Raw genomic sequence first — 20767 nt, 5'->3', positions numbered from 1 at the left:
CAGTCAGCTGCTCATTGGCGCCAAAAGGTGGGAACCCTCAGGTTCCTCTTTAGGGCATTGCGGGAACAACGCCTTGCGAATAATAACACGTACAGCACGTTATCACATTACGTACACGAAAAAGGGGCCTTGACCCCCTTGAACGCTCGCTTGCATGAATGGTGCCCGAGGCGAGACTCGAAGGGCCTTCGCTTCGCGAAGCTCCAGGCTTCGGGCGCGTGGCGCCCTCGCCACGCTCCGCTACAAACAGGCCACAAGCCTGTTTGCTTAACGCTTCGCGCGCTCACGCGAGTTCGGCACGAAAAAGGGGGTCGCAACCCCCTTGAACGCTCGCTTGCATGAATGGTGCCCGAGGCGAGACTCGAACTCGCACGTTGTTGCCAACGGTGGATTTTGAGTCCACTGCGTCTGCCAATTCCGCCACTCGGGCACGCAATGCGTGAGTTAGTTTATCACAGCTTTCTACCGATTAGTCCGAAAATGGAACTTCGAGCATTTCGATGAGTTCGACCGTGCGGAGCATCTCGCGCCGACGGCATCCGCGACCGTCAACCGAAGCCTCACCCATCTGGTTATCGTAAGGGTCCTCGCGCATGCCGTCGAAAGAGGGCTCAAACTCTGCCTGGAATCGATTGTTGGCCACCATACGCCACGGGTCGAGATTGCCAAAGTAGTGACGGCGGCGCCACTCCTCCCCCATCCTGCGAGCAGAAGATCCAAATGACACGTCGGCGTTGAGCCAACCGGTCTGCGGCGTATAGAACTCTGCCCAGTCGTGCGACCCCACCGAATCGGGCGTAACATACAGGCCGCTCTGCCAACGGGCAGGCACGCCCGCGATACGGCACATGGTGATAAACGTGAGCGCCATAACGCCGCAATCGCCGCGGAGCGAATGCGCGCAGTCATCGGCAATAGATTCCAAAAGCAAGTACGGCGGCTGATAGCGATAGTCGATATGCTGCGTCAGGTAATCATAGATAGCACGGGCGCGATCGAGCGGATCCTCGAGCCCGTCAATGACACGGGCTGTCAGCTGCTGTAGATACGGCGTGAATGCAATGTGCGGACGGTCCTCGGAAATATCCTCGGGCAGAGGCGCGTCCATACGCGGGTGAACCGGAAGTGTGCCACCGTAGACATCACAATAAGCAGCATCGATGTGATAACGATAGGTCACCGAAAAAAAGTGCTCACTCGAAGAAGACCACGAGGCGGTACGCGCCGAAGCATTCGCGGGGGCAACAGCACCCTCCGGCGTCATATCGAGAACCTCGATATGAGACTGTTGACGACAGGCAGCGGCAACGGGTAGCCACGCGCGAACAGTCTCTCCATCTAGAGCACCGGGGACAGACACGGACGCTTTAAGCGTAATGACGCGAGCCAATCCGTTTTGTGACTCCATCTCCTTGAGCATCTCGTTGCGCAGTGCTATTCCGTCCGTAGAATCGGGCCGCATGCCGGGAACCTCTTTGGGATATACGCGAAGCGAATCGAGGAAGTTGTCGAGAACGAACAGTTCGCCATCGATAAAGCGCCAGTCAATACGCTTACGATTAATCAGGTCATCAAACTGCTCTTCGGTAAACTCTGGCCACTCCTCGCGAATCATCGCAATAGCTTGGTCGCGCGACACCGAAAAATGAAGCAGCGTCTCGAGCATGCGATACCGCTCGGCACGAACACAAGCAGCCAGCGAAGGCTCGGGGTTCTGCTCCAAAAGGCGATCGCAGGCAGCAACAGCCTGCGTCAAATACCCGGCATCCTTAAGACGAAGAATCTCGGGCGGCAGTCCAACATCGAGATGACGAAAGTCATCACAGCAAACATCAACAAAGCAACCGACTGGACCCTCGTCAATAACCTTCCCATCCGAAGGCAGTACATTAATAACAGCCATACCAAAACTCCAAGTCACTAGAACGCTTGAAGCCCATTGTAGCGAGATAAAAAGAAAGCCCCAACAAGGGAGCCATCAACACCGCTGAACGGTAGTCAAATAAATAACTCAGCCTCGTAACCCTGCGGCGTTAAACGAAGGAAGCCCCGTCCCCCGGAACTGTTTCCTTGGCGCGACTTCTGGCGAAGCCAGTAGCCATTTAAATTCTGCCCAGTAACCCTGTAGCGAGTTAACGAAGGAGGCCCCGTTCACCCGGAGCTTTTCCCATTGCGCGACTTCTGGCAAAGCCAGGTGAGCGCAAGGGAAAAGCGTAGGGTGAACGGGGCCTCCGACGGGAAAGTTAAACCGCTACTTACGCCTTGTTGACGGAGCCAAACTCCTCCATGAGCTCCTTGGTGCGGGCAACGATGTTGTCGCGACCAGGCTTGAGGAGCTTGCGGGGGTCAAAGCCCTTGCCCTGCTGATCCTTGCCAGCCTCGATGTACTCGCGAACGCCCTTGGCGAAGACGAGCTGCAGGTCGGTGTTGACGTTGATCTTGGAGATGCCCAGGGAGATGGCCTTCTTGATCTGATCCTCGGGGATGCCGGTGCCACCGTGCAGGACGAGGGGCAGGTCGCCGGTCTGGGCCTTGATCTCGCCCAGGCGCTCGAAGGAAAGGCCAGCCCAGTCGGCGGGGTACACGCCGTGGATGTTGCCGATGCCGCAGGCGAGGAAGTCGACGCCCAGGTCAGCGATCTGCTTGCACTCAGCAGGATCAGCGAGCTCGCCGCTGGAGGTCACGCCGTCCTCGGTGCCGCCGATGCCGCCGACCTCGGCCTCGATGGACATGCCCTTGGAGTGGGCAAGCTCAACGAGCTCCTTGGTGCGGTCGAGGTTAAGCTGGAAGGTCTCCTCGTGAGAGCCGTCATACATGATGGACGTAAAGCCGGCCTCGATGCACTTGAAGCAGTCCTCGTAAGAACCGTGATCGAGGTGAAGGGCGACGGGAACGGTAACGCCCGTGGCCTCGACGGCAGCCTTGACCATGTCGGCGCAGACCTTGAAACCGCCCATCCACTTAGCGGCACCAGCGGTGCACTGAAGGATCAGCGGAGACTTGGCCTCCTCGGCGGCCTGGAGAATAGCCAGGGTCCACTCGAGGTTGTTGGTGTTGAAGGCACCGAGACCGTACTTGCCGGCCTCGGCCTTCTTGAGCATGTCTGCTGCGTTGACGAGCATAAAAGAAACCTCCTGTAAGGTTGCTCCGATAACGCCTGAGATTTTACCACGACATACCCGCGCATAAACGTTCGTTTGTTCACGAATACCATCCGATTGGACATATTTTGACCGTTTGCCCCACAGAATCGACCCACTGGGGAAAATAGCTTGACGATTGAGCGGTCTTCGTGGTTCGAAAGACGGCTTCGAGCCTACATCTGCATAAACGGATTCTGCATAAGTTCGCGCGCCATCGTGGTCGAATCGCCATGGCCCGTCAAGCAAACGGTATCGGGCGGAAGCGTCTTGGCAAGTTTGGAGAGCGAGCGCATAATCGCCGCCTCGTCACCGCCGGAAAGATCGGTACGACCGTGGCTGCCCGGGAAAAGCGTGTCGCCCACAAAGGCGATGTTCCCCTGCTCGGTCGCGGCGAACAGGACGATGCCGCCCGGCGTATGCCCCGGCGTCTCGATCACCTGCAGGCAGACGTCGCCCACCTCGATTGTATCGCCCTCGGCAAGCAAACGCGTCGGCTTACCCGGATCGGGCGTCTCGATACCCCACATGGTGCGCTGCTCCTCGATATTTGCGCGAGGTACCTTCACGTCCTTAGCGCACAACTCATATAGCGCGCCGTCGCCAACAACAGCTCGAACCCCGGCGACCCCGCCAACATGGTCGGCATGACCGTGCGTGCAGACAGAGCCGAGTACGCGCACCTCGGGACGCGCGGTGCGGATATGCTCCACAAGACGCTCGCCTTCCCACGCCGGATCGACGATTAAGCACTCGTCATTCGAAATCACGGCGTAACTGTTGGTCTGAATGGGGCCGTTGACGAATGCCTCAATCGAAGCCGCACCTCGGGGTGTCAGGTCCAAAGTCATATCGCCCATGCGCATACCCTCCTTCTAAAATACGTTCGAGGCACCAAACGATGCCTCGAACGTAACCAATATCTATGATGCTGAGAGGCTCTCGCACCTACACACGGCGCTTAAGCTGAGCTCCGCCTTCGCCGGGCATAAGACGGCGAGCGTCGTAGACCGAATCGACACTGCTGATGGAAGCCAGCAGCGGATCCAAACCGCTCGCGTCCGAGATCTCGACCATAAAGCGCAGGGTTGCAATACCCTCGCGGTTGGTCGACGTGGCGGCAGAAAGGATATTGCCGCCCGCATCGCCAATGGCAATGGTGACATCCTTGAGAAGGCCCATGCGGTCCAGGCACTCGACCACGATCTCGACCTGGAAGAGGGTGTCGGCAGCGCCGTCCCACTCCACTTCGATCATGCGCTCGGGATGCTCCATAAGACCCTTGACGTTGGGACAGTTGGCGCGATGCACCGAAACGCCACGACCGCGCGTGATGAAGCCGACGATGTCGTCGCCCGTCACGGGGTTGCAGCAATGAGCCAGACGGACCAGTAGGCCGCTGTTGCTCTCGCCCTTGACGATAATGCCGTTACTGGCGCTCTTGCCGCGCTTTTGCGGCTTGCGGTTGGAGCCGCGAGCAGGCTGCTTCACGACCTCGGCGATAGCCTCGGCCTTGGTGAGCTGTTCCTCGGGCTTGGGGTCCAAGATTTGCTCGACCTTATTGCCCACAGCGCGCGGGGCAACCTTGCCGGCGCCGACGGCGGCAAACAGGTCCTCGAGCTGCTTGAAGTTAAACTGCTCCGCCACGGCGTTGAGCGCACGCGTCGAACGCGGCGTAGAAATGCCATAGCCACGCTTACGCAGGTCCTTGGACAGCATATCGCGACCGGCAGCAGCGTCGTCGTCCTTGGTCGCAGCGGCAAAATAGCGGCGGATCTTTGACTTGGCGGAAGGTGTCTTAACGATCTTGAGCCAATCACGCGACGGCTTGGAACTCTTGTTAGTCAGAATCTCGACACGGTCACCCGTCTTAATCTCGTGCGTGAGCGGAGCCACCGCACCGTTGATTTTGGCGCCGACGCAATGGTTTCCCACCTCGGTGTGAACGGCGTAGGCAAAGTCGAGCGGCGTGGAGCCGGCACGAAGCGCCATGACCTCGCCCTTGGGCGTAAAGACAAAGATCTCCTGATCGAAGAGGTCGACCTTCAGCGAATGCAGGTATTCCTTGGCGTCGGTAATCTCATCAGACGCAGCCCAATCGAGCGAATGTTTGAGCCAGTTAATCTGGTCGTCCAGACGCTGGGCATCATTGGTCTTAGACGCAGACGATCCGCCCGACTTCTTATATAGCCAGTGGGCGGCAATGCCGTACTCGGCCTGCTCATGCATCTCGTAGGTTCGAATCTGAATCTCGAGCGGGCGAGCCGTGGGGCCGATGACCGTCGTGTGGAGCGACTGGTAGTTATTGACCTTAGGCATGGCGATATAGTCTTTAAAGCGACCGGGCATGGGGTGCCACAGCGTATGCACCGCACCGAGCGTGGAGTAGCAATCGCGCACCGAATGGGTAATAACGCGCAGCGCCACCAGGTCGTAGATCTCGGAGAACTCCTTGCCCTTGCGCTTCATCTTTTGGTAGATGGACCAATAGTGCTTGGAGCGGCCGTTGATCTGGAAGTCCTCCAGACCAATGCGGTTGAGCTCATCGGTAAGCGTCTTGATGGTCTCGGCAAGGTAGCGTTCGCGGACCTCGCGCGACTCAGCTACCATACGCGCGATGCGCTGGTAGGCATCGGGCTCCAGGTAGAAGAAGGACAGGTCCTCGAGCTCCCACTTAATAGAGCTCATGCCCAGGCGGTCGGCCAAGGGCGCGTACACGTCCATGGTCTCGCGAGCCTTAAACAGGCGACGATCCTCGCGCAGGGCTGCCAGCGTTCGCATGTTGTGCAGACGATCGGCAAGTTTAACGATGATGACGCGAATGTCCTTGGACATGGCGAGGAACATCTTGCGCAGCGTGAGCGCCTGCTTCTCGTCCATGCTGTCGACTTCGATGTTGGTGAGCTTGGTCACGCCATCGACGAGCTCGGCCACCGTATCGCCAAACAGGCCGGAAACATCGGCGAGCGAGGTCTCAGTATCCTCGACGGTATCGTGCAGCAGCGCGGCGCACACCACATCGCAGTCCATCTTGAGATCGGCCAAAATGATGGCAACCTCGACGGGATGGTTAATGTACATCTCGCCCGAGCGGCGCTTTTGGTTGCAGTGCTTCTCGGCGGCAAAGCAGTAGGCCTGCTCAACCTTAGAAAAGTCGTCCTCATTCATATATTTGAGGCACAGGCGCTCCAGCTTGTCGTAGCTGTCCGCCATAATCTCGGGCGGCAGCTCATCGGCATGCTTATAGTGCTCCATCTCCGAAAACGGCTGGAGGGTGGAATCATGGGCGGTACGGGCTGCGGCATCCATCGAGGTCCCCTTCCCCTAGGCCCGCGGTACGATCGGGCGGTTAACTTTGGCTAGCATATCAGAAGCGCACGAATCGAGCGCCCAGCTCCGGAAAGCCGAAAACTCCATGCGCGAGCGCAAGCCCTCCAAATAGCGAATTGACCTGCTCAATTGCACGCGGCCGGGGTTTTCGGCCATCGCGATGCGACGAGTGTCGTCAAACCCCGAAACTCGACAGAAACCAAGCTCTTCGAAGATTCCCAGGCCGCTTTCCACCGAACGCTCGTCGACCGGCGTGCGAGCATCGATGGCAAGGCACATCTGCGCGATGTCGATATCGCTCGCGCTAAAGGAATCGTCCCCGGTTTTGCCGCGGTTGGAGCGCCACATGGTCTGCAGCGCGCGATAGAGCGTGACGAGCTCGTCGCGCTCGGGCGCATAGCAGTCGAGCAGGCGCTCGTTAATGCGGGCGTCGCGCGACGAATAGAGCAGATGGATCACGGCGGGCTGGCCATCGCGGCCGGCACGTCCGCTCATCTGGTTGAACTCGATGGCGCCAAACGGCATGTGGTAGAGCACGACATGGCGGATATCGGGCAGGTTGACACCCTCGCCAAAGGCGGAGGTCGAAACGATGCAGCTGAGGCTTCCGTCTCGGAATGCTTCCTCCACGCGACGGCGATCGGAACGCGCAAGCCCCGCGTTATAGAACGCGATATGGGTTGCGCAATCGGGCACACGCTTGCGCAACGTCTTGGCGAGCGCCACAGACTGGTCGCGCGAATTGACGTAAATGACGGTCTTCTCCCCCGTCGCCACGATCGACACCAAACGGTTCTCGCGGCTCGCAAGGTCGCGGTCGTCCTCGAGCTGCAGGTTCTCGCGCACCGTCTCGTCGACCACCGTGCGAGTGATCGGCAACATGCGGGCAAGCTCGGCCACGACCGGAGCCGTCGCGGTGGCCGTCGCAGCCATAACGACCGGGTCGCCCAGGGCTTTGAAGATATCGGGCATGTCAAGATAGGCGCTACGGTCGCCGCCCTTGGCAAGGCCGGCGTGGTGCGCCTCATCGATAACGACAAAGCCGATGCGGCCCGAACGCGCGAAACGGTCACGGTGGATAGACAGGAACTCGGGCGTCGTGAGCACGATACCGGTACGGCCCGAAGCTAGACCGGCGAACACGTCATCGCGTGCGGCCTCCACGGTCTCGCCGGTCAGCACGCCAACGCCAATGCCAAGCGCTGCCATCGTCGACGAGAGGTGATAGGCCTGGTCGGCAACGAGCGCGCGCAGCGGATAGACAAAGATGCTCGCACGCCCGCGAAGGACCGCCTCGCGCGCAGCATGCACATGGAAGATGAGCGACTTGCCGCGCCCCGTTCCCATAACGGCCAGAACACTTTGGTGATCGGCCAGGGCATCGAGTGCCTCGACCTGCGCGCGGTGCGGCTGGTTCGAGCCGATAAAGCTATGGATAAGCGAGCGCGTGAGCTCGGTATAGGAAAGCTGGGCGAGCGTCTCGCGCTTACGCGACTCCAGGCGCAGACCGGAATCCGCCGGTTGCACGCCGCGGCGAAGTTCACATGCCGGATCGTCGACGCTAGGCAGAGTGGTATCGCGGACCAGAACATCCTTGATCATGAGCTTGGGCTTCACACGCCCCTGCCAATGCTCGGCAACGGCCTCGAACACCAAGTCGACAGCGCTATCGCAGTTGATGAGCTTATCGATTTGCGGCACGCGGAACATAATGGCCGGCACACTCGCGGCGCCATCGGTCGCCACAAAGCGCATGTGCTCGCCGGTTTTGCCCACCACGGCGCGGTCGCACATCGTCACGCCCTCGGCAGCCAGCAGCGGCACCTTGTTGCCCTGGCCAAACGGCTCAAGGCGGGAGATCTGCTCGATGGTCTCGATATTCAGCTCGGAAAGGTCGACGGTGGCGGCGACCTCGTCAGTGTCTTCAAAGTCCTCGGCGGGAAGCTCGGACAGCACGGCGGAAAGGCGGCGGCGGAACTCATCGAGCTTGGATGCCTCGATGGTCACACCCACCGCACCGGCATGTCCGCCGCGACGAATCAGCAGGTCGGAACAGCGCTCGACGGCGTCAAACAGGTTAACTTTGCCCACCGAGCGACCAGAGCCGCGCGCGATACCGTCCTCGATCGAGAACAGCAGCGCCGGCACGTGATAGCGGTTGGTCAGACGGCTTGCCACGATGCCCTTGACGCCCTCGTGCCAGCCTTCGCCGCCCACAACGATCGCGCGTCCGCCGTCATAGGTCTTCTCGACCTTTGCCATGGCATCGCGCGTGAGCTCCGCCTCGATCTCACGGCGCTGGCGGTTGATTTCCTCGAGCTCGGCCGCCAGCGAGCTTGCTTCGATGGGATCGCGGGCAAGCAGCAGGTCGAGCGCCAGCTTGGGATCGGCCATGCGACCGGCAGCGTTTAAGCGGGGAATGAGCGAGAACGATAGGCCATCCGCCGTAATGCTCGAAAGGTCTGCCTTGGCGAGCGCGGCAAGCGCGATATAGCCGGGGCGAGCGGTTACGCGCATCTGCTGGATGCCCTCGGCAACCAGCGCGCGGTTCTCGGGCGTGAGCGGCATCATGTCGGACACGGTGCCCAGCGCCGCGACCTCGATTAGCGAACGCCAATACGACGGCTTGTCCAAGCGCTCACCCAGGACTTGCACCAGCTTGAGCGCCACACCAGCACCGGCAAGTTCACGCGAGGGCCCCTCATCCTCGAGCTTGGGGTCGGTCAGGGGCACGCACTGCGGCACCTGGTCGGACGGCTCATGGTGGTCCGTAACCACCAGATCGATTCCCAGGCTCTCCAGATAGGAGACCTCTTCCTTGGCGGCAATGCCGTTATCGACGGTCACGATCAACTGGGGGCGAGCGAGCTCGTTAACGCGGTCGAGCGCCGCGCGCGAGAGACCGTAGCCCTCGTCAAAGCGATGCGGAATAAACGGCGTGACATCGGCGCCAAACGTGCGCAGCGCCTCGGTTAACAGGCAGGTCGACGTAATACCGTCAACGTCAAAATCGCCAAAGACCGCGATGTGCTCGTGGTTGCGAATAGCACGCTCGACGCGGTCGGCAACGACCGACATGCCCGGGATAATGATTGGGTCGGCCCAGTCGCGATCGAGCGAAGGCGTCAAAAACAGCTGGCCCTCTTCGATGGATGTAATGCCGTGCGCAACCATAATGCGCGCCACCAGCCCGGGTATTCCCAGGCCAGCCGAAAGCTCCTTTTCGAGTTCGGGGTTTTGCTGAGCGACCGCCCAGCGATGCGTCGTCTTAAGCGATGACATAGGCGCCCACCCCCGATAGGGGCAGGTCGCCGCGATACCTCTCACGGTTCATAGCGATGAGTCCTCTGTGTATGCCCGCTTCGGCAGGCAGATCTGTTGAACGGATTTATTATACCGTGCAGCGCGGACGCAAATCGCCGCAGCACGCCGCGGTTTCGGTAAACGATGCCGGTAATAGCCTCGAAATAATCGAGCGTTTCTGACGCACTGACGCATGCGAGCGTCTAGCATATCCATTCAAAACGGATTCACGAGCAAAGGGAGTCACAAGAGCATATGAAGCAATGGGTTGGACTGGGCAAGTTTCTCGCGGGGCACATGCAGGTCATCGTTCCGATTTGCGTGACGCTCGGCGTGCTCTTTCCCCAGCAGATCGGCGTGCTCAAGCCCATCGTTCCCGCCTTGTTTGCCTTTATGACGTTCCAAGGTGCGCTCAGCAACACCTTTCACCAGGTGGCCGAGGTGTTCCGCCGTCCCCTACATTTGATTTTGGCGTTATTTGTCTCGACCGTGCTCATCCCCATCGCGGCGTATGCCATGAGCTCGCTGTTCTTTGGTTCCAACCCGAACCTTGTCTGCGGCATCGTGCTCGAGTACAGCGTACCCGTGGCAGTCACCGCCTTTATGTGGATTAGCATGTTCGGCGGCAACGGCCCGCTCGCGCTCACCATCATCCTGACGTCCTCGGTCATCTCACCTGTGACGATTCCTCTTACGCTCAAGCTCCTGCTGGGCGCCACCGTCTCGATCGACGTGCCGAGCATGATGCAGAACATGGCCTTTATGATCGCCATCCCCGCCGTGCTCGGCATCGTGATCAACGAGCTCACACGCGGATGGGGACACGAGAAACTCTCCCCCGCGCTTTCGCCCGCCTGCAAGTTCATGATGATGGGGGTCATCGCGTCCAACTCCACCGCCATGAGCGAGTACGTGCTGCACATGAATGTTGAGCGCTTGGAAGTCGCCCTCTTTATTTTGGTTTTCGCCATCAGCGGCTTTGTCGTCGGTTTTCTGGTCGCCCGTGCGTTGCATCTGCCGTATAGCGAGACGACCACCATGTGCTTTACCTGCGGCATGCGCAATATCTCTTCGGGCGCCGTCATCGCCACACAGTATTTTCCCGGCGAAGTCGTGTTCCCCGTCATGTGCGGCACGCTGTTTCAACAGGTGCTGGCCTCGATTATCGGGCATCTCTTTGAGCGCCTAACCGGCGAGGAGCGCGCCAAACAGCGCAAGCGGGTCGAAGCCGGTCGCGACACGATGGCACGCTAGGCAGCACACTTTTCGCAGGCGTTCGCCTTGCTACGCGAGCGTTTCCAGATGCGCGCGTAGGCGCTCAGCATCGATATCGAGCGTGGTCTCGGCATTGACCTGGGCTAAACGATAGCCCACAAAGTAGGGCGATACCACCCAACGTGGCAGCGCCTTGGCAATGGTCCGGCCGCCCAAGTGGTAGAAGAACAAGTTGTACGACTCCGCGCGACCGCCGTGGTGCTCGTGCAGGATATAGCGCAGGGCCACCTGAATCGCATCGGCAAACAGGTCTGCTTCGGCTTTGTCGCGGGCGTCGTCGCTGGCGGCGATTCCCTGTGGAGCCGAGACGTTGACCTCAAAGAATCCCATGATAGGCTCGGTTGAGATGTTGACCGAGATTCTCCCCTGCCGCCAGACATCGATGCCTTCGAAATTGGCGGAAGCCAGCGAAGCATAGCCGTCTTCCTGCTCCAAACCCACAATCTGCATGTGTGGATGGACGAGGCTGCCGCCCGAAAGCGGGCCTTTGTTCTTGTACATGAGCACACTGCGGTACTGTTGGGAATCGATCATCTGCTGCCAACAGCCCAGGGCAAACCGCATCACATGATGCAGCTCATCCGGTTCATAGGTCACCAGGCCGGCGTCGTGATTGGCAGACTCGATCAATACGGTCTGACGGGTGGCCCGCAAGGTCTTGAACTTATTCTCGAGCCAGATGCAGTCACCATCGCGCTGGATGATGTTGGCGAGCCCCTCCGTGTCGCAAAAGGGACACGCGGTGCCAGGGCGACGATTATCGTCGGGCTTGCCGCTCGCCTGCTGGACGTCAAATACGAGCGCCACGAACTATACCTCCAGCGGCACGATCTTGGTGCCATGGAGCTCGGAGACGCCTAGCGCCGCCGCCACGGTATCGCGGTTGGCCGTGGAAATGCCGCCTCCGGGAAGGATGGTCAAGCGGTCGCCCGCATACTCGATCAAGCGGGCCAGGTTTTCGAAGTTGTCCTCGATCGGCGCACCGGCAGCACCACCGTGCGTCAGAATGCGCGTAACGCCGCAGTCGGCAAGTGTATCAATCGCATCGAGCTGAGCCTCGGGCGAGAGCTGGTCAAACGCCATGTGGAAGGTGATGTCGATGGGCTCACGCTTGCATTCCTCGGTCGCGCAGCCCGCAGCCATCACGAGTGCGCCCAACGTAAGCTCGTCGAGCGCCCATCCGCCGGCACAAGGCTTGCAGCAGCCAAAGACCAGACCGTCAACTCCGGCGCTCACAGCAAGGCCCAGGTCCATCTCCATCATACGCAGCTCGTCCTGGTTGTAGTGAAAGTCGCCACCACGCGGACGAATCATGCACATCACCCGTGCATCGTGCTCGTGAGCATAGTTGGTCGTAGCGCTGATAACGCCGGCCGAAGGCGTAGTGCCACCAACGGCAAGGTTGTCGCACAGCTCGATACGCCTTGCACCGGCATCGATAGCCGCCGGCACACGCTCAAAGTTCTCGGCACAAAACTCGTACAGCATAGATAGACCCCCAAAGACAGCAGATGTTTTCCGACGGGCATTGTCACACACCCCCATGAAGTTGCGGTGGAATAGGGACTCTTTTGGCCCCTGAGGCTCCCATTTAGTCCCTATTCCACCGCAACATAAAGGGAGTAGTCGTTGGCATCTGCCACAACGTCGATGTTTTGGCAACGACAGCGAAAGCCCGCCAGGGCGAGCAATCTGCCTTTCAACTTCGGCGGCATGACCAGAAGGTCAATGCCGCCGAAGTTGAAAGGCAGATTGCCGCCCTGGCGGGCTTGCAGCGTCAAGTAGTTACGGCGTTTGGTAAAACGCCGTAACTATCTAACCACCAAGATATGCTTTGCGAACGTTATCGTCGTGCAGGAGCTCTTGGCCGGTGCCGGTCATGGTAATCTTGCCGGTCTCGAGCACGTAGCCGCGTGTGGCGATGGAAAGCGCCATCTGTGCGTTTTGCTCGACCAGAAGCACCGTGGTGCCGGCCTTGTGCAGGTCCTCGACAATCTGGAAGATCTGCTCAATCAGAATCGGCGCCAGGCCCATGGAAGGCTCGTCGAGCATGAGCAGCTTGGGGTTGCTCATAAGGGCGCGCCCCATAACGAGCATCTGCTGCTCGCCGCCCGAAAGGGTGCCGGCGACCTGGCGACGGCGCTCCTTCAGGCGCGGGAACTGCTCGTAGACGCGCTCAAGGCCCGGAGCCACCGTGGACTTGGGCTGTGTATAGGCGCCCATCTCCAGGTTCTCCTCGACCGTCATCTGCAAAAAGGCGCGACGGCCCTCGGGGACCTGAGCCAGGCCCTTGCCCACCAGCTTGTCGGCAGGCGTATGGGTAATGTCCTCGCCCATAAACTTGATGGAACCGGTCTTGGAACGTAGCAGGCCCGAAACGGTTTTAAGCGTCGTGGACTTACCGGCGCCGTTGGCGCCGATCAAGGCCACGATCTCACCCTCGTTGACGTTAAAGGAGATGTCCTTGATGGCGTGGATGGCGCCGTACCAGACGTTGATGTTGTAGACGGAAAGCATCGGCTCTGCCATTTAGTTCTCCCCCTTATCCTGCTTGCCCAGATATGCCTCAATAACAGCGTCGTTGTTCTGGATCTCCTCGGCCGTGCCCTTGGCGATGACCTTGCCAAAGTTAAGCACGCAGATGCCCTCGCAGATGTTCATAACGAGCGACATATCATGCTCGATAAGCATGATGGCGATGCCGAAGGTGTCGCGAATCTTGACGATGTTCTCCATGAGCTCGGCGGTCTCGGACGGGTTCATGCCGGCAGCAGGCTCGTCGAGCAGCAGTAGCTTGGGGTTGGTGGCAAGCGCGCGGACGATCTCCAGACGACGCTGGGCGCCGTAAGGCAGCGAGCCGGCCTGCTCGTTTGCCAGGTGCTCCATATCAAAGATGGACAGCAGCTCCATGGCACGCTCATGGGCGGCCTTCTCGTGCTTCCAGTACGTCGGCAGACGCAGCACGCCCTCAAAACCAGAGTAGCGCTCCTGGTTGTGCAGGCCGACCTTAACGTTGTCCTCCACCGTCATGGTGTTGAACAGGCGAATGTTCTGGAACGTACGGGCAATACCCATACGGTTGACCTGGTAGACGGACTTGCCCGAGGTGTCCTCACCGTCGAGCAGGATGGTGCCATGCGTGGGCTGGTACACCTTGGTGAGCAGGTTGAAGACCGTAGTCTTACCGGCACCGTTGGGGCCGATGAGACCGGCGATCTCAGTCTTGCCGATGGTTAGGCTAAAGTCGTCGACTGCCTTAAGGCCGCCGAATTCAATGCCCAGGTGGATGCACTCGAGCGCCGGACGCTCGCCCAGGTCGCGGTCGGGAACGATGGCGCCAGAAGGATACGGGACCATCTTGCCCTTGTTGAACTCAAACTTACTGGGCATCGGCTGCCACCTCCTTCTTGGGAGCAAAGCGATCCTTAATGCGTGCGAAGAACGCCTTGAGCTGCGGGTTGTTGGTAAAAATCATGACCAGGATCAGCACGATGGCGTAGATGAGCATGCGGTAGTCCGAGAACTGACGGAGCAGCTCGGGCAGCACGGTAAGCAGCGCTGCAGCGATGACGGAGCCGCGCATATTGCCCAGACCGCCCAGGACCACGAACACCAGGATGAGGATGGACGTGTTGAAGTCGAACTTAGTGGCGGAAAGCTGCGAGAAGTTACCGCCGAAGAGGGCTCCGGCAGCACCGGCGAGGGCAGCGGAAACTACGAAGGCGATCATGCGGTACTCGGTGACGGAGATGCCCACGGACTCGGCAGCGATCTTGTTGTCGCGCACGGCCATAATGGCACGGCCAGTACGGCTGCGAACCAGGTTGAGCACGATCACGAGTGCGACCATGACCAGGATGGCACCGGCGAGGAAGGTCGAGTACGTCGACACGCCCGAGGCGCCCTGGGCGCCCTTGATGATGGCGGTGCCGTCCTCGAGCAGGTGCAGGTCGTCGATCGTAGAGTTGCCCGTGATGTTAAAGATCACGTGCAAGCCGCGGGAGTCGACGCCCACAATGAGACAGGTGACGATCTCTTTGATGATCTCGCCAAAGGCCAAGGTCACGATGGCCAGATAGTCGCCGCTCAGGCGCAGTACCGGGATACCGATCAAGAAGCCCAAGATGGCGGCGGCGATAGCGCCGACCACGATGCTGATGATCAGGCGCATCGGATCGGACGGGACGGCGCTCTCCAGCGCGACCGCGGTAACGATGCCCGTATAGGCACCGACACTCATAAAGCCCGCGTGGCCCAGCGACAAGTCACCCGCGATGCCGACGACGAGGTTAAGGGAAATGGCCATGACGATATAGGCCGTGATGGGAACCAGCTGACCGGCGATCATGCGCGGGATCATGTGGTTAGACTGCATAAAGAACACGATGGCAAATGCCACGATGCACATGGCATACGTAACAAAGTCGTGACGCGTCTGCTTGTCTTTAAGAAACTTCATAACGCTCACCTACACCTTCTCGGGGACGTACTTGCCCAAGAGGCCGGCAGGCTTGACGAGCAGGACGATGATCAAAACACCAAAGACGATGGAGTTGGCAAGGCTCGTGGAAATGTAAGCCTGCGCCATCGCCTCGATGATGCCGATGAGAATGCCACCGACAAAGGCACCGGGGATGGAGCCGATGCCGCCGAAAACGGCGGCGTCGAAGGCCTTGATGCCAGGCATGGCGCCCGTGGTGGGCTGCAGGACCGGCGAGTAGGAGCACAGGAGCACACCGGCGATGGCGGCAAGGGCGGAGCCGATGGCAAACGTCATCGAAATAGTGCGGTTGACGTTGATGCCCATGAGCTGAGCGGCGGCCTTGTCCTCGGACACGGCGCGCATGGCTTTGCCCATCTTGGTCTTACCTGTAAAGAACATCAGGCCGGCCATGATAACCAGGCAGGCGACGATGGTGACGAGCGAGACGGCGCTTACGTTAAACTTGGCCAAGAACTCCGGCACCTGGAAGGTGACGAGCGAAGTGAAGTTCTTGGGCGTGGCGCCCCACAGAAGCTGCGCGGCGTTCTGCAGGAAGTAAGACACGCCAATGGCCGTGATCAGAACGGCCAGCGGGCCCGCCTGACGCAGCGGCTTGTAGGCCAGACCCTCGATGAGAACACCGAGAACCGTGCAGACCACGCAAGAGAGAACTACAGATGCCCAGCCCGGGAGGCCGAGATACGACGTGGCGCAGAACGAGACATAGGCACCGACCATGATGACATCGCCGTGAGCGAAGTTGAGCATCTTGGCGATACCGTAGACCATGGTGTAGCCCAACGCGATGATGGCGTAGACGCTGCCCATGGACAGGCCGTTGACCAGGTATTGGATAAAGACCGTCATGTTCCACATCCCCCTTTCGAATAGGTTTCCAGTTAATGTATGAAACAGGGACGTTACACTGTCCCTAGATACCAAGCAAGCAGGGAAGGCCAAAACCTCCCCTGCTTGGGATCAAAACCGCTCTATGTAAGGCGGCTTATTAGGCCTGTACGTACTTGCCATCGGTGATGACGTACGCTGTGGGCTCCTTCTGGACCTGACCCTTATCGTTCCAGGTGAGCTTGCCGGTCAGACCGTCAACGGTAATCTTGAGCATAGCCTTGGACAGCTTCTCGGCGACCTCGGTCGGGTCGGCGTCGACACCAAGACCGGCCTCCTTGAGGGCCTCGGCCACCGCGTGCACGCCGTCGTAGGCGTCGGCGGCAAACTGGTCGGGGGTATCGCCGTACTTATCCTTGTAAGCGTTGACGAAGTCGGCGTTCTTCTCGTCGTCGGCGGAGAACGGGGTCATGAGCAGCAGGCCCTCGGCAAGGGAGGTGTCGAAGCCCTCAACGCCCAGGATGCCGTCCATGCCGTCGCAGCCCATCATCTTGACGTCGTAGCCCATGTCCTTGGCGTTCTTGAGCAGGACGGACGCCGGCGTGTAGTAGATCGGCGCAAAGATCATGGTGGCGCCGGCCTGCTTGGCCTTGGTCAGCTGGTTGGTAAAGCTCGTGGCGGAGTCGTCCTTAAAGGTCTCCTCGTCAACAACCTCGAGCTTGGACTCAGCGGCCTGGGCCTTAAAGGAATCTGCGATGCCCGAAGAATAGGCGTCGCCGGAGTTATAGAACAGCACGAACTTCTCGTCCGCATACTTCTGCGCCAGGAACTTGGCAGCGTTGACACCCTGGTTGGGGTCAGTGAAGCAAACCTGGAAGACGCAATCCTTGCCGTCGGTGACATCCTCGGAGGACGCGGACGGGGTGATCATGAACGTCTTGGGGTCGTTACCGCACTCTGCGGCAACGGCAACCGACGCACCCGTGGTAGTCGGGCCGACGAGGGCCTGCATGCCCCAGTCGAGCAGGGTGTTGAAGGCGTTGACGGCCTTCTCGCCATCGGCCTGGTCGTCCTCGGCCTTGCTGGCAAGCGGCAGCTCCTTGGTCGAGAAATCCTTGCAGCCAAGCTCGACACCCTGGGTAACGGACTTGCCGTAGGACGCGTTGGCGCCGGTCAGCGGGCCGATGGTGCCGATCTTAAACGAAGCGTCGCCCGAAGCGGAACCGCTGTCGCCGCCGTTGGAGGAGCAGCCAGCTAGAATGGACATCGCCCCCAGACCTGCTGCGCTCGCGATAACGCTCCTGCGATTCATAACAGGGTTCAATGACTTACCGGTGAGGCTCGACATGCGGCTCTCCTCTCAAATCTCGTCGGGTTTCGGTTACCCGACAGGCCATCCTTCGCCGTGTTCGGCGTTCGCAAAATAGTAGACGCTTTAGTTGAGAAAAGTGACGATTATTTCAACTTTTCTTTTGTTTTGTCCATTTATCCATATTTATGTGTATTTCTATTAGTTTATGCAGTTTAGCCACTTTATTGTGTGAAAGTAATGTTTCTGTTCTGTTACAAGCGTCCTCGTCCTGAATGCAACGACCCCACCGGTCTCGTTGTATATGCACTTAGGCGGCGATGTACTTGCCGTCCTGGATCACATAGGCTGTAGCGGGCTTCTCGACTTGGCCCTCGTCGTTCCACGTGAGCTCGCCCGTCAGGCCCTCGATCTTGATCTTGCGCATGGCCTTGGCAAGATCGCCGGCAATGTCGGCGCCGTCAGCCGTAATGTCGATGCCCGCCTTATCAATAGCCTCGGCGATGGCGTGGACGCAATCGTAGGCGTCGGCGGCAAACTGGTTAGGCGTCTCGTCGTAGGCATCCTTATAGGCCTTAACGAAGTCGGCGTTCTTCTCATCGTCGGCAGAGAACGGGGTCATGAGCAATACGCCCTCGGCAAGGGAGGTATCGAAGCCCTCAACGGAGAGCAGGCCGTCCATGCCGTCGGTGCCCATGAGCGTCATGTCGTAGCCCATGTCCTTGGCGTTCTTGAGCAGGACGGACGCCGGCGTGTAGTAGATCGGGGCAAAGATAAGCGTGGCGCCGGCCTCCTTGGCCTTGGTGAGCTGGTTGGTAAAGCTCGTGGAGGAGTCGTCCTTAAAGGTCTCGGTATCGACGATGTCGAGCTTGGATGCCTTGGCCTGCTCGGCAAAGGCATCGGCAACGCCCGAGCTGTACGTATCGCCGGAGTTGTAGAACAGGGCGATCTTGGCGTCTGCATACTTCTCGGCCAAGAACTTCGCGGCGCTGGCGCCCATGGTGGGATCGGTGAAGCAAACCTGGAAGACCGTGGTCTTGTCCTTGGTGACGTCGAGCGACGAAGCCGAAGGCGTGACCATGAGCATATCGTCGGCAATCTCGCCCGAGACGGCGACGGCAGCACCGGTGGTGACGGGGCCGACGAGCGCCTGCATGCCCCAGTCGCACAAGGTATTGAAGGCGTTGATGGCCTTCTCGCCGTCGGCGACGTCATCCTCGGACTTAAGCGAGAGCTTGAGGTCCTTGGTCGAGAAATCCTTGGCGGCGAGCTTGGCACCCTTCTCGGCCGAAACACCATAGGTTGCCGCGGCGCCAGTCAGAGGGCCGATGACACCAATCTTGAAGGTCTTGCCGTCATCGGCGGAGCCGCCGTCCGAGCTACCCGACGAACAACCAGCGAGCGCGGCGGTGCTGCCGAGCGCCGCGGCGCCGGCGAGAAAGTTCCTACGGCTGAGCGTGCTGTTGATGTTGAACATGGTGTCCCCCTTTTCGCTGGCCGCGGTGCGGCCGTCTTGCGGTACGGGGCAAACCTTATGGCGCAAACGTTGACAGTTTGTTACGGAGTTCCGTTTGTAGCGAGCATGTTTCCAATGTTTCCGCAGCGTTTCGGGGGTGCCGTTTTGTGCGACTCCTGTTGCCTGGCGAGCACGCGCCCTCGGTTCACGCTAGAATGCACTCAACCTTTAAGCGGTTAATCCATCCATAAGATGCACGAAGGAGCTATCTATGAGCGAACCCCTGCGCACCGTGAACGTCGGCCTCATCGGTCTGGGAACCGTCGGCGGCGGCGTGGCCCGCCTGATTAAGAGCCACCACGATGAGTACCTGGCCGCCTACGGCATCGACCTTAAGCTGACCCGCGCCTGCGCGCTTGCCTGGGAGCAGGCTGAAGCAGCCGGTATTGAGCGCGAGGCCTTTACGAGTGACTGGCATGATGTCGTCACCGACCCAGTCGTCGATATCGTCGTCGAGCTCATCGGAGGCGAGCACCCCGCGACCGAGATCTTCACCACCGCCTTCGAGAACGGCAAGCACGTCGTCTCTGCCAACAAGGCCCTGCTGGGCCGTCATGTCGAGACGCTCGCCGAGAAGGCGCGTGAGTGCGGCGTGCAGATTAAGTGCGAGGCCAGCTGCGGTGGCGGCATCCCCATCGTCAGCACGCTCGAGCACGACCTGGTGGGTAATAAGATCCTGACCATCGCCGGCATCCTCAACGGCACCACCAACTATATCCTGTCGCGCATGGACGCCGAGGGCGCCGATTACGCTGACGTGCTTGCCGACGCGCAGGCCAAGGGCTATGCCGAGGCCGACCCGTCCGCCGATGTCGACGGCTTCGACGCCGCCAGCAAGACGGCCATCCTCGCCTCCATCGGCTTTGGCACCCGCGTTACCACCGACGATGTGTACCAGCAGGGTATCCGTACCATCGGCGCCGAGGACATCGCCCAGGCCCGCGAGCTCGGCTACACCATCAAGCTGCTGGGCATCGCCCGCAACACCGACGCCGGTGTCGACGTCCGCGTGCATCCCACGCTGATCCCCGCCGACCACATGCTTGCCAAGGTCAACGGCGCCATGAACGCTGTCTACGTGGTAGGCGACGCCGTGGGCGAGACTATGTTCTACGGTGCCGGCGCAGGCTCCTTCCCCACCGCAAGCGCCGTCGTGGGCGATATCCTATCGCTCTCCGAGCAGATCAGCCGCGGCGTGGCTCCGCTGCCCGAGATTGAGCCCTATGGCCACAACCTCGCCTTTAAGCCCATGGACGAGCTCCAGACCAAGTACTATGTGCGCCTGAAGGTCGCCGACCGCGTGGGCGCCCTGTCCGAGACGGTCGATATCTTTGCCAAGCACAACATCTCGATCTCGCTCATCAACCAGGTCGAGGACGGCAAGTCGGGCGTTAGCGATGCCTGCTCGGTCATCTTCCTGACGCACCGCGCGCTCGAGAAGGACGTCCAGGCTGCCGCCGCCGAGCTTGCCAGCGTCGACTGCGTGGCCGAGGTCGCCAACGTCCTGCGCATCGAGGACGTTGAGGCTTGGACCGGAGGCGTCATGGCCAACTAGTCCACGACTT

Annotated in this window: 16 protein-coding genes and 1 tRNA gene; 2 read left to right on the top strand and 15 right to left on the bottom strand. The window is 60.0% G+C overall.

The features are described from left to right. Positions 1-343: 343 nt before the first annotated feature. The 6 genes from CSV91_RS00730 to recJ all read right to left on the bottom strand — a co-directional run bounded on the left by CSV91_RS00730 (position 344) and on the right by recJ (position 9752). Positions 344-430 (bottom strand) — tRNA-Leu (locus tag CSV91_RS00730). Between the two features lie 39 nt (positions 431-469). Beyond that, positions 470-1903, bottom strand: a complete 1434-nt coding sequence (locus tag CSV91_RS00725) for a transglutaminase-like domain-containing protein (protein WP_099431420.1) — start codon at positions 1901-1903, stop codon at positions 470-472. 352 nt (positions 1904-2255) lie between these two features. After that, a complete protein-coding gene (fba, locus tag CSV91_RS00720; protein ID WP_035137086.1) occupies positions 2256-3122 on the bottom strand; it encodes a class II fructose-1,6-bisphosphate aldolase in 867 nt (288 codons plus the stop codon). 194 nt (positions 3123-3316) lie between these two features. Further along, complete coding sequence (locus CSV91_RS00715) at positions 3317-4000, bottom strand: MBL fold metallo-hydrolase (protein ID WP_099432748.1); 684 nt, start codon at positions 3998-4000, stop codon at positions 3317-3319. Between the two features lie 88 nt (positions 4001-4088). Further along, positions 4089-6449, bottom strand: coding sequence for a RelA/SpoT family protein (locus CSV91_RS00710; RefSeq protein ID WP_099431419.1), 2361 nt, complete (start codon positions 6447-6449; stop codon positions 4089-4091). A gap of 15 nt (positions 6450-6464) precedes the next feature. Then, positions 6465-9752 carry a single-stranded-DNA-specific exonuclease RecJ gene (gene recJ / locus CSV91_RS00705; RefSeq protein ID WP_099431418.1) on the bottom strand — a complete coding sequence of 1096 codons (3288 nt, stop codon included), beginning with the start codon at positions 9750-9752 and terminating at the stop codon, positions 6465-6467. A 276-nt stretch (positions 9753-10028) separates the two neighbouring features. On the opposite strand from recJ, the gene CSV91_RS00700 reads away from it, so the two are divergent. Further along, entirely contained in the window at positions 10029-11027 is a 999-nt protein-coding gene (locus tag CSV91_RS00700) for a bile acid:sodium symporter family protein (RefSeq protein WP_099431417.1), read from the top strand. Between the two features lie 30 nt (positions 11028-11057). On the opposite strand, the gene CSV91_RS00695 is transcribed toward CSV91_RS00700, so the two are convergent. The 9 genes from CSV91_RS00695 to CSV91_RS00655 all read right to left on the bottom strand — a co-directional run bounded on the left by CSV91_RS00695 (position 11058) and on the right by CSV91_RS00655 (position 19163). Then, a complete protein-coding gene (locus tag CSV91_RS00695; protein WP_099431416.1) occupies positions 11058-11855 on the bottom strand; it encodes a DUF4931 domain-containing protein in 798 nt (265 codons plus the stop codon). A 3-nt stretch (positions 11856-11858) separates the two neighbouring features. Continuing rightward, positions 11859-12536 (bottom strand): copper homeostasis protein CutC, encoded by a 678-nt coding sequence (locus tag CSV91_RS00690; protein WP_099431415.1) that lies wholly within the window; start codon positions 12534-12536, stop codon positions 11859-11861. Positions 12537-12646: 110 nt separating this feature from the next. Further along, entirely contained in the window at positions 12647-12829 is a 183-nt protein-coding gene (locus CSV91_RS00685) for a hypothetical protein (RefSeq protein WP_099431414.1), read from the bottom strand. A 34-nt stretch (positions 12830-12863) separates the two neighbouring features. Further along, a complete protein-coding gene (locus CSV91_RS00680; protein ID WP_006234438.1) occupies positions 12864-13577 on the bottom strand; it encodes an ABC transporter ATP-binding protein in 714 nt (237 codons plus the stop codon). Beyond that, a complete protein-coding gene (locus CSV91_RS00675) occupies positions 13578-14438 on the bottom strand; it encodes an ABC transporter ATP-binding protein (RefSeq protein ID WP_055287178.1) in 861 nt (286 codons plus the stop codon). It abuts the gene before it with no gap. Then, the gene (locus CSV91_RS00670; RefSeq protein WP_099432747.1) at positions 14428-15507 is read right to left on the bottom strand and encodes a branched-chain amino acid ABC transporter permease; all 1080 of its coding nucleotides are present in this window, start codon (positions 15505-15507) and stop codon (positions 14428-14430) included. The genes CSV91_RS00675 and CSV91_RS00670 overlap by 11 nt, the downstream gene beginning before the upstream one ends. Positions 15508-15516: 9 nt before the next feature. Further along, positions 15517-16398 (bottom strand): branched-chain amino acid ABC transporter permease, encoded by an 882-nt coding sequence (locus CSV91_RS00665; RefSeq protein WP_099432746.1) that lies wholly within the window; start codon positions 16396-16398, stop codon positions 15517-15519. Positions 16399-16537: 139 nt separating this feature from the next. Further along, positions 16538-17725, bottom strand: coding sequence for an ABC transporter substrate-binding protein (locus tag CSV91_RS00660; protein WP_099431413.1), 1188 nt, complete (start codon positions 17723-17725; stop codon positions 16538-16540). Between the two features lie 271 nt (positions 17726-17996). Then, positions 17997-19163: an ABC transporter substrate-binding protein gene (locus CSV91_RS00655; RefSeq protein WP_099431412.1), complete on the bottom strand. Its 1167-nt coding sequence runs from the start codon at positions 19161-19163 to the stop codon at positions 17997-17999. Positions 19164-19413: 250 nt separating this feature from the next. On the opposite strand from CSV91_RS00655, the gene CSV91_RS00650 reads away from it, so the two are divergent. Beyond that, on the top strand, positions 19414-20757 hold the full coding sequence (locus tag CSV91_RS00650; RefSeq protein WP_099431411.1) for a homoserine dehydrogenase: 1344 nt from the start codon (positions 19414-19416) through the stop codon (positions 20755-20757). The last annotated feature ends 10 nt before the right edge of the window (positions 20758-20767 follow it).

The organism is Collinsella aerofaciens (assembly GCF_002736145.1).
In the GTDB taxonomy this organism is placed as follows: Bacteria; Actinomycetota; Coriobacteriia; order Coriobacteriales; family Coriobacteriaceae; genus Collinsella; species Collinsella aerofaciens_A.
This window is presented reverse-complemented; position numbering and strand designations above follow the sequence as displayed.

Excerpts from the sequence above, each read along its gene's own strand:
- CSV91_RS00725 (WP_099431420.1), bottom strand. The coding sequence starts at position 1,903 with ATGGCTGTTATTAATGTACTGCCTTCGGATGGGAAGGTTATTGACGAG.
- fba (WP_035137086.1), bottom strand. The coding sequence starts at position 3,122 with ATGCTCGTCAACGCAGCAGACATGCTCAAGAAGGCCGAGGCCGGCAAG.
- CSV91_RS00715 (WP_099432748.1), bottom strand. The coding sequence starts at position 4,000 with ATGGGCGATATGACTTTGGACCTGACACCCCGAGGTGCGGCTTCGATT.
- CSV91_RS00710 (WP_099431419.1), bottom strand. The coding sequence starts at position 6,449 with ATGGATGCCGCAGCCCGTACCGCCCATGATTCCACCCTCCAGCCGTTT.
- recJ (WP_099431418.1), bottom strand. The coding sequence starts at position 9,752 with ATGTCATCGCTTAAGACGACGCATCGCTGGGCGGTCGCTCAGCAAAAC.
- CSV91_RS00700 (WP_099431417.1), top strand. The coding sequence starts at position 10,029 with ATGAAGCAATGGGTTGGACTGGGCAAGTTTCTCGCGGGGCACATGCAG.
- CSV91_RS00690 (WP_099431415.1), bottom strand. The coding sequence starts at position 12,536 with ATGCTGTACGAGTTTTGTGCCGAGAACTTTGAGCGTGTGCCGGCGGCT.
- CSV91_RS00680 (WP_006234438.1), bottom strand. The coding sequence starts at position 13,577 with ATGGCAGAGCCGATGCTTTCCGTCTACAACATCAACGTCTGGTACGGC.
- CSV91_RS00675 (WP_055287178.1), bottom strand. The coding sequence starts at position 14,438 with ATGCCCAGTAAGTTTGAGTTCAACAAGGGCAAGATGGTCCCGTATCCT.
- CSV91_RS00670 (WP_099432747.1), bottom strand. The coding sequence starts at position 15,507 with ATGAAGTTTCTTAAAGACAAGCAGACGCGTCACGACTTTGTTACGTAT.
- CSV91_RS00665 (WP_099432746.1), bottom strand. The coding sequence starts at position 16,398 with ATGACGGTCTTTATCCAATACCTGGTCAACGGCCTGTCCATGGGCAGC.
- CSV91_RS00660 (WP_099431413.1), bottom strand. The coding sequence starts at position 17,725 with ATGTCGAGCCTCACCGGTAAGTCATTGAACCCTGTTATGAATCGCAGG.
- CSV91_RS00655 (WP_099431412.1), bottom strand. The coding sequence starts at position 19,163 with ATGTTCAACATCAACAGCACGCTCAGCCGTAGGAACTTTCTCGCCGGC.
- CSV91_RS00650 (WP_099431411.1), top strand. The coding sequence starts at position 19,414 with ATGAGCGAACCCCTGCGCACCGTGAACGTCGGCCTCATCGGTCTGGGA.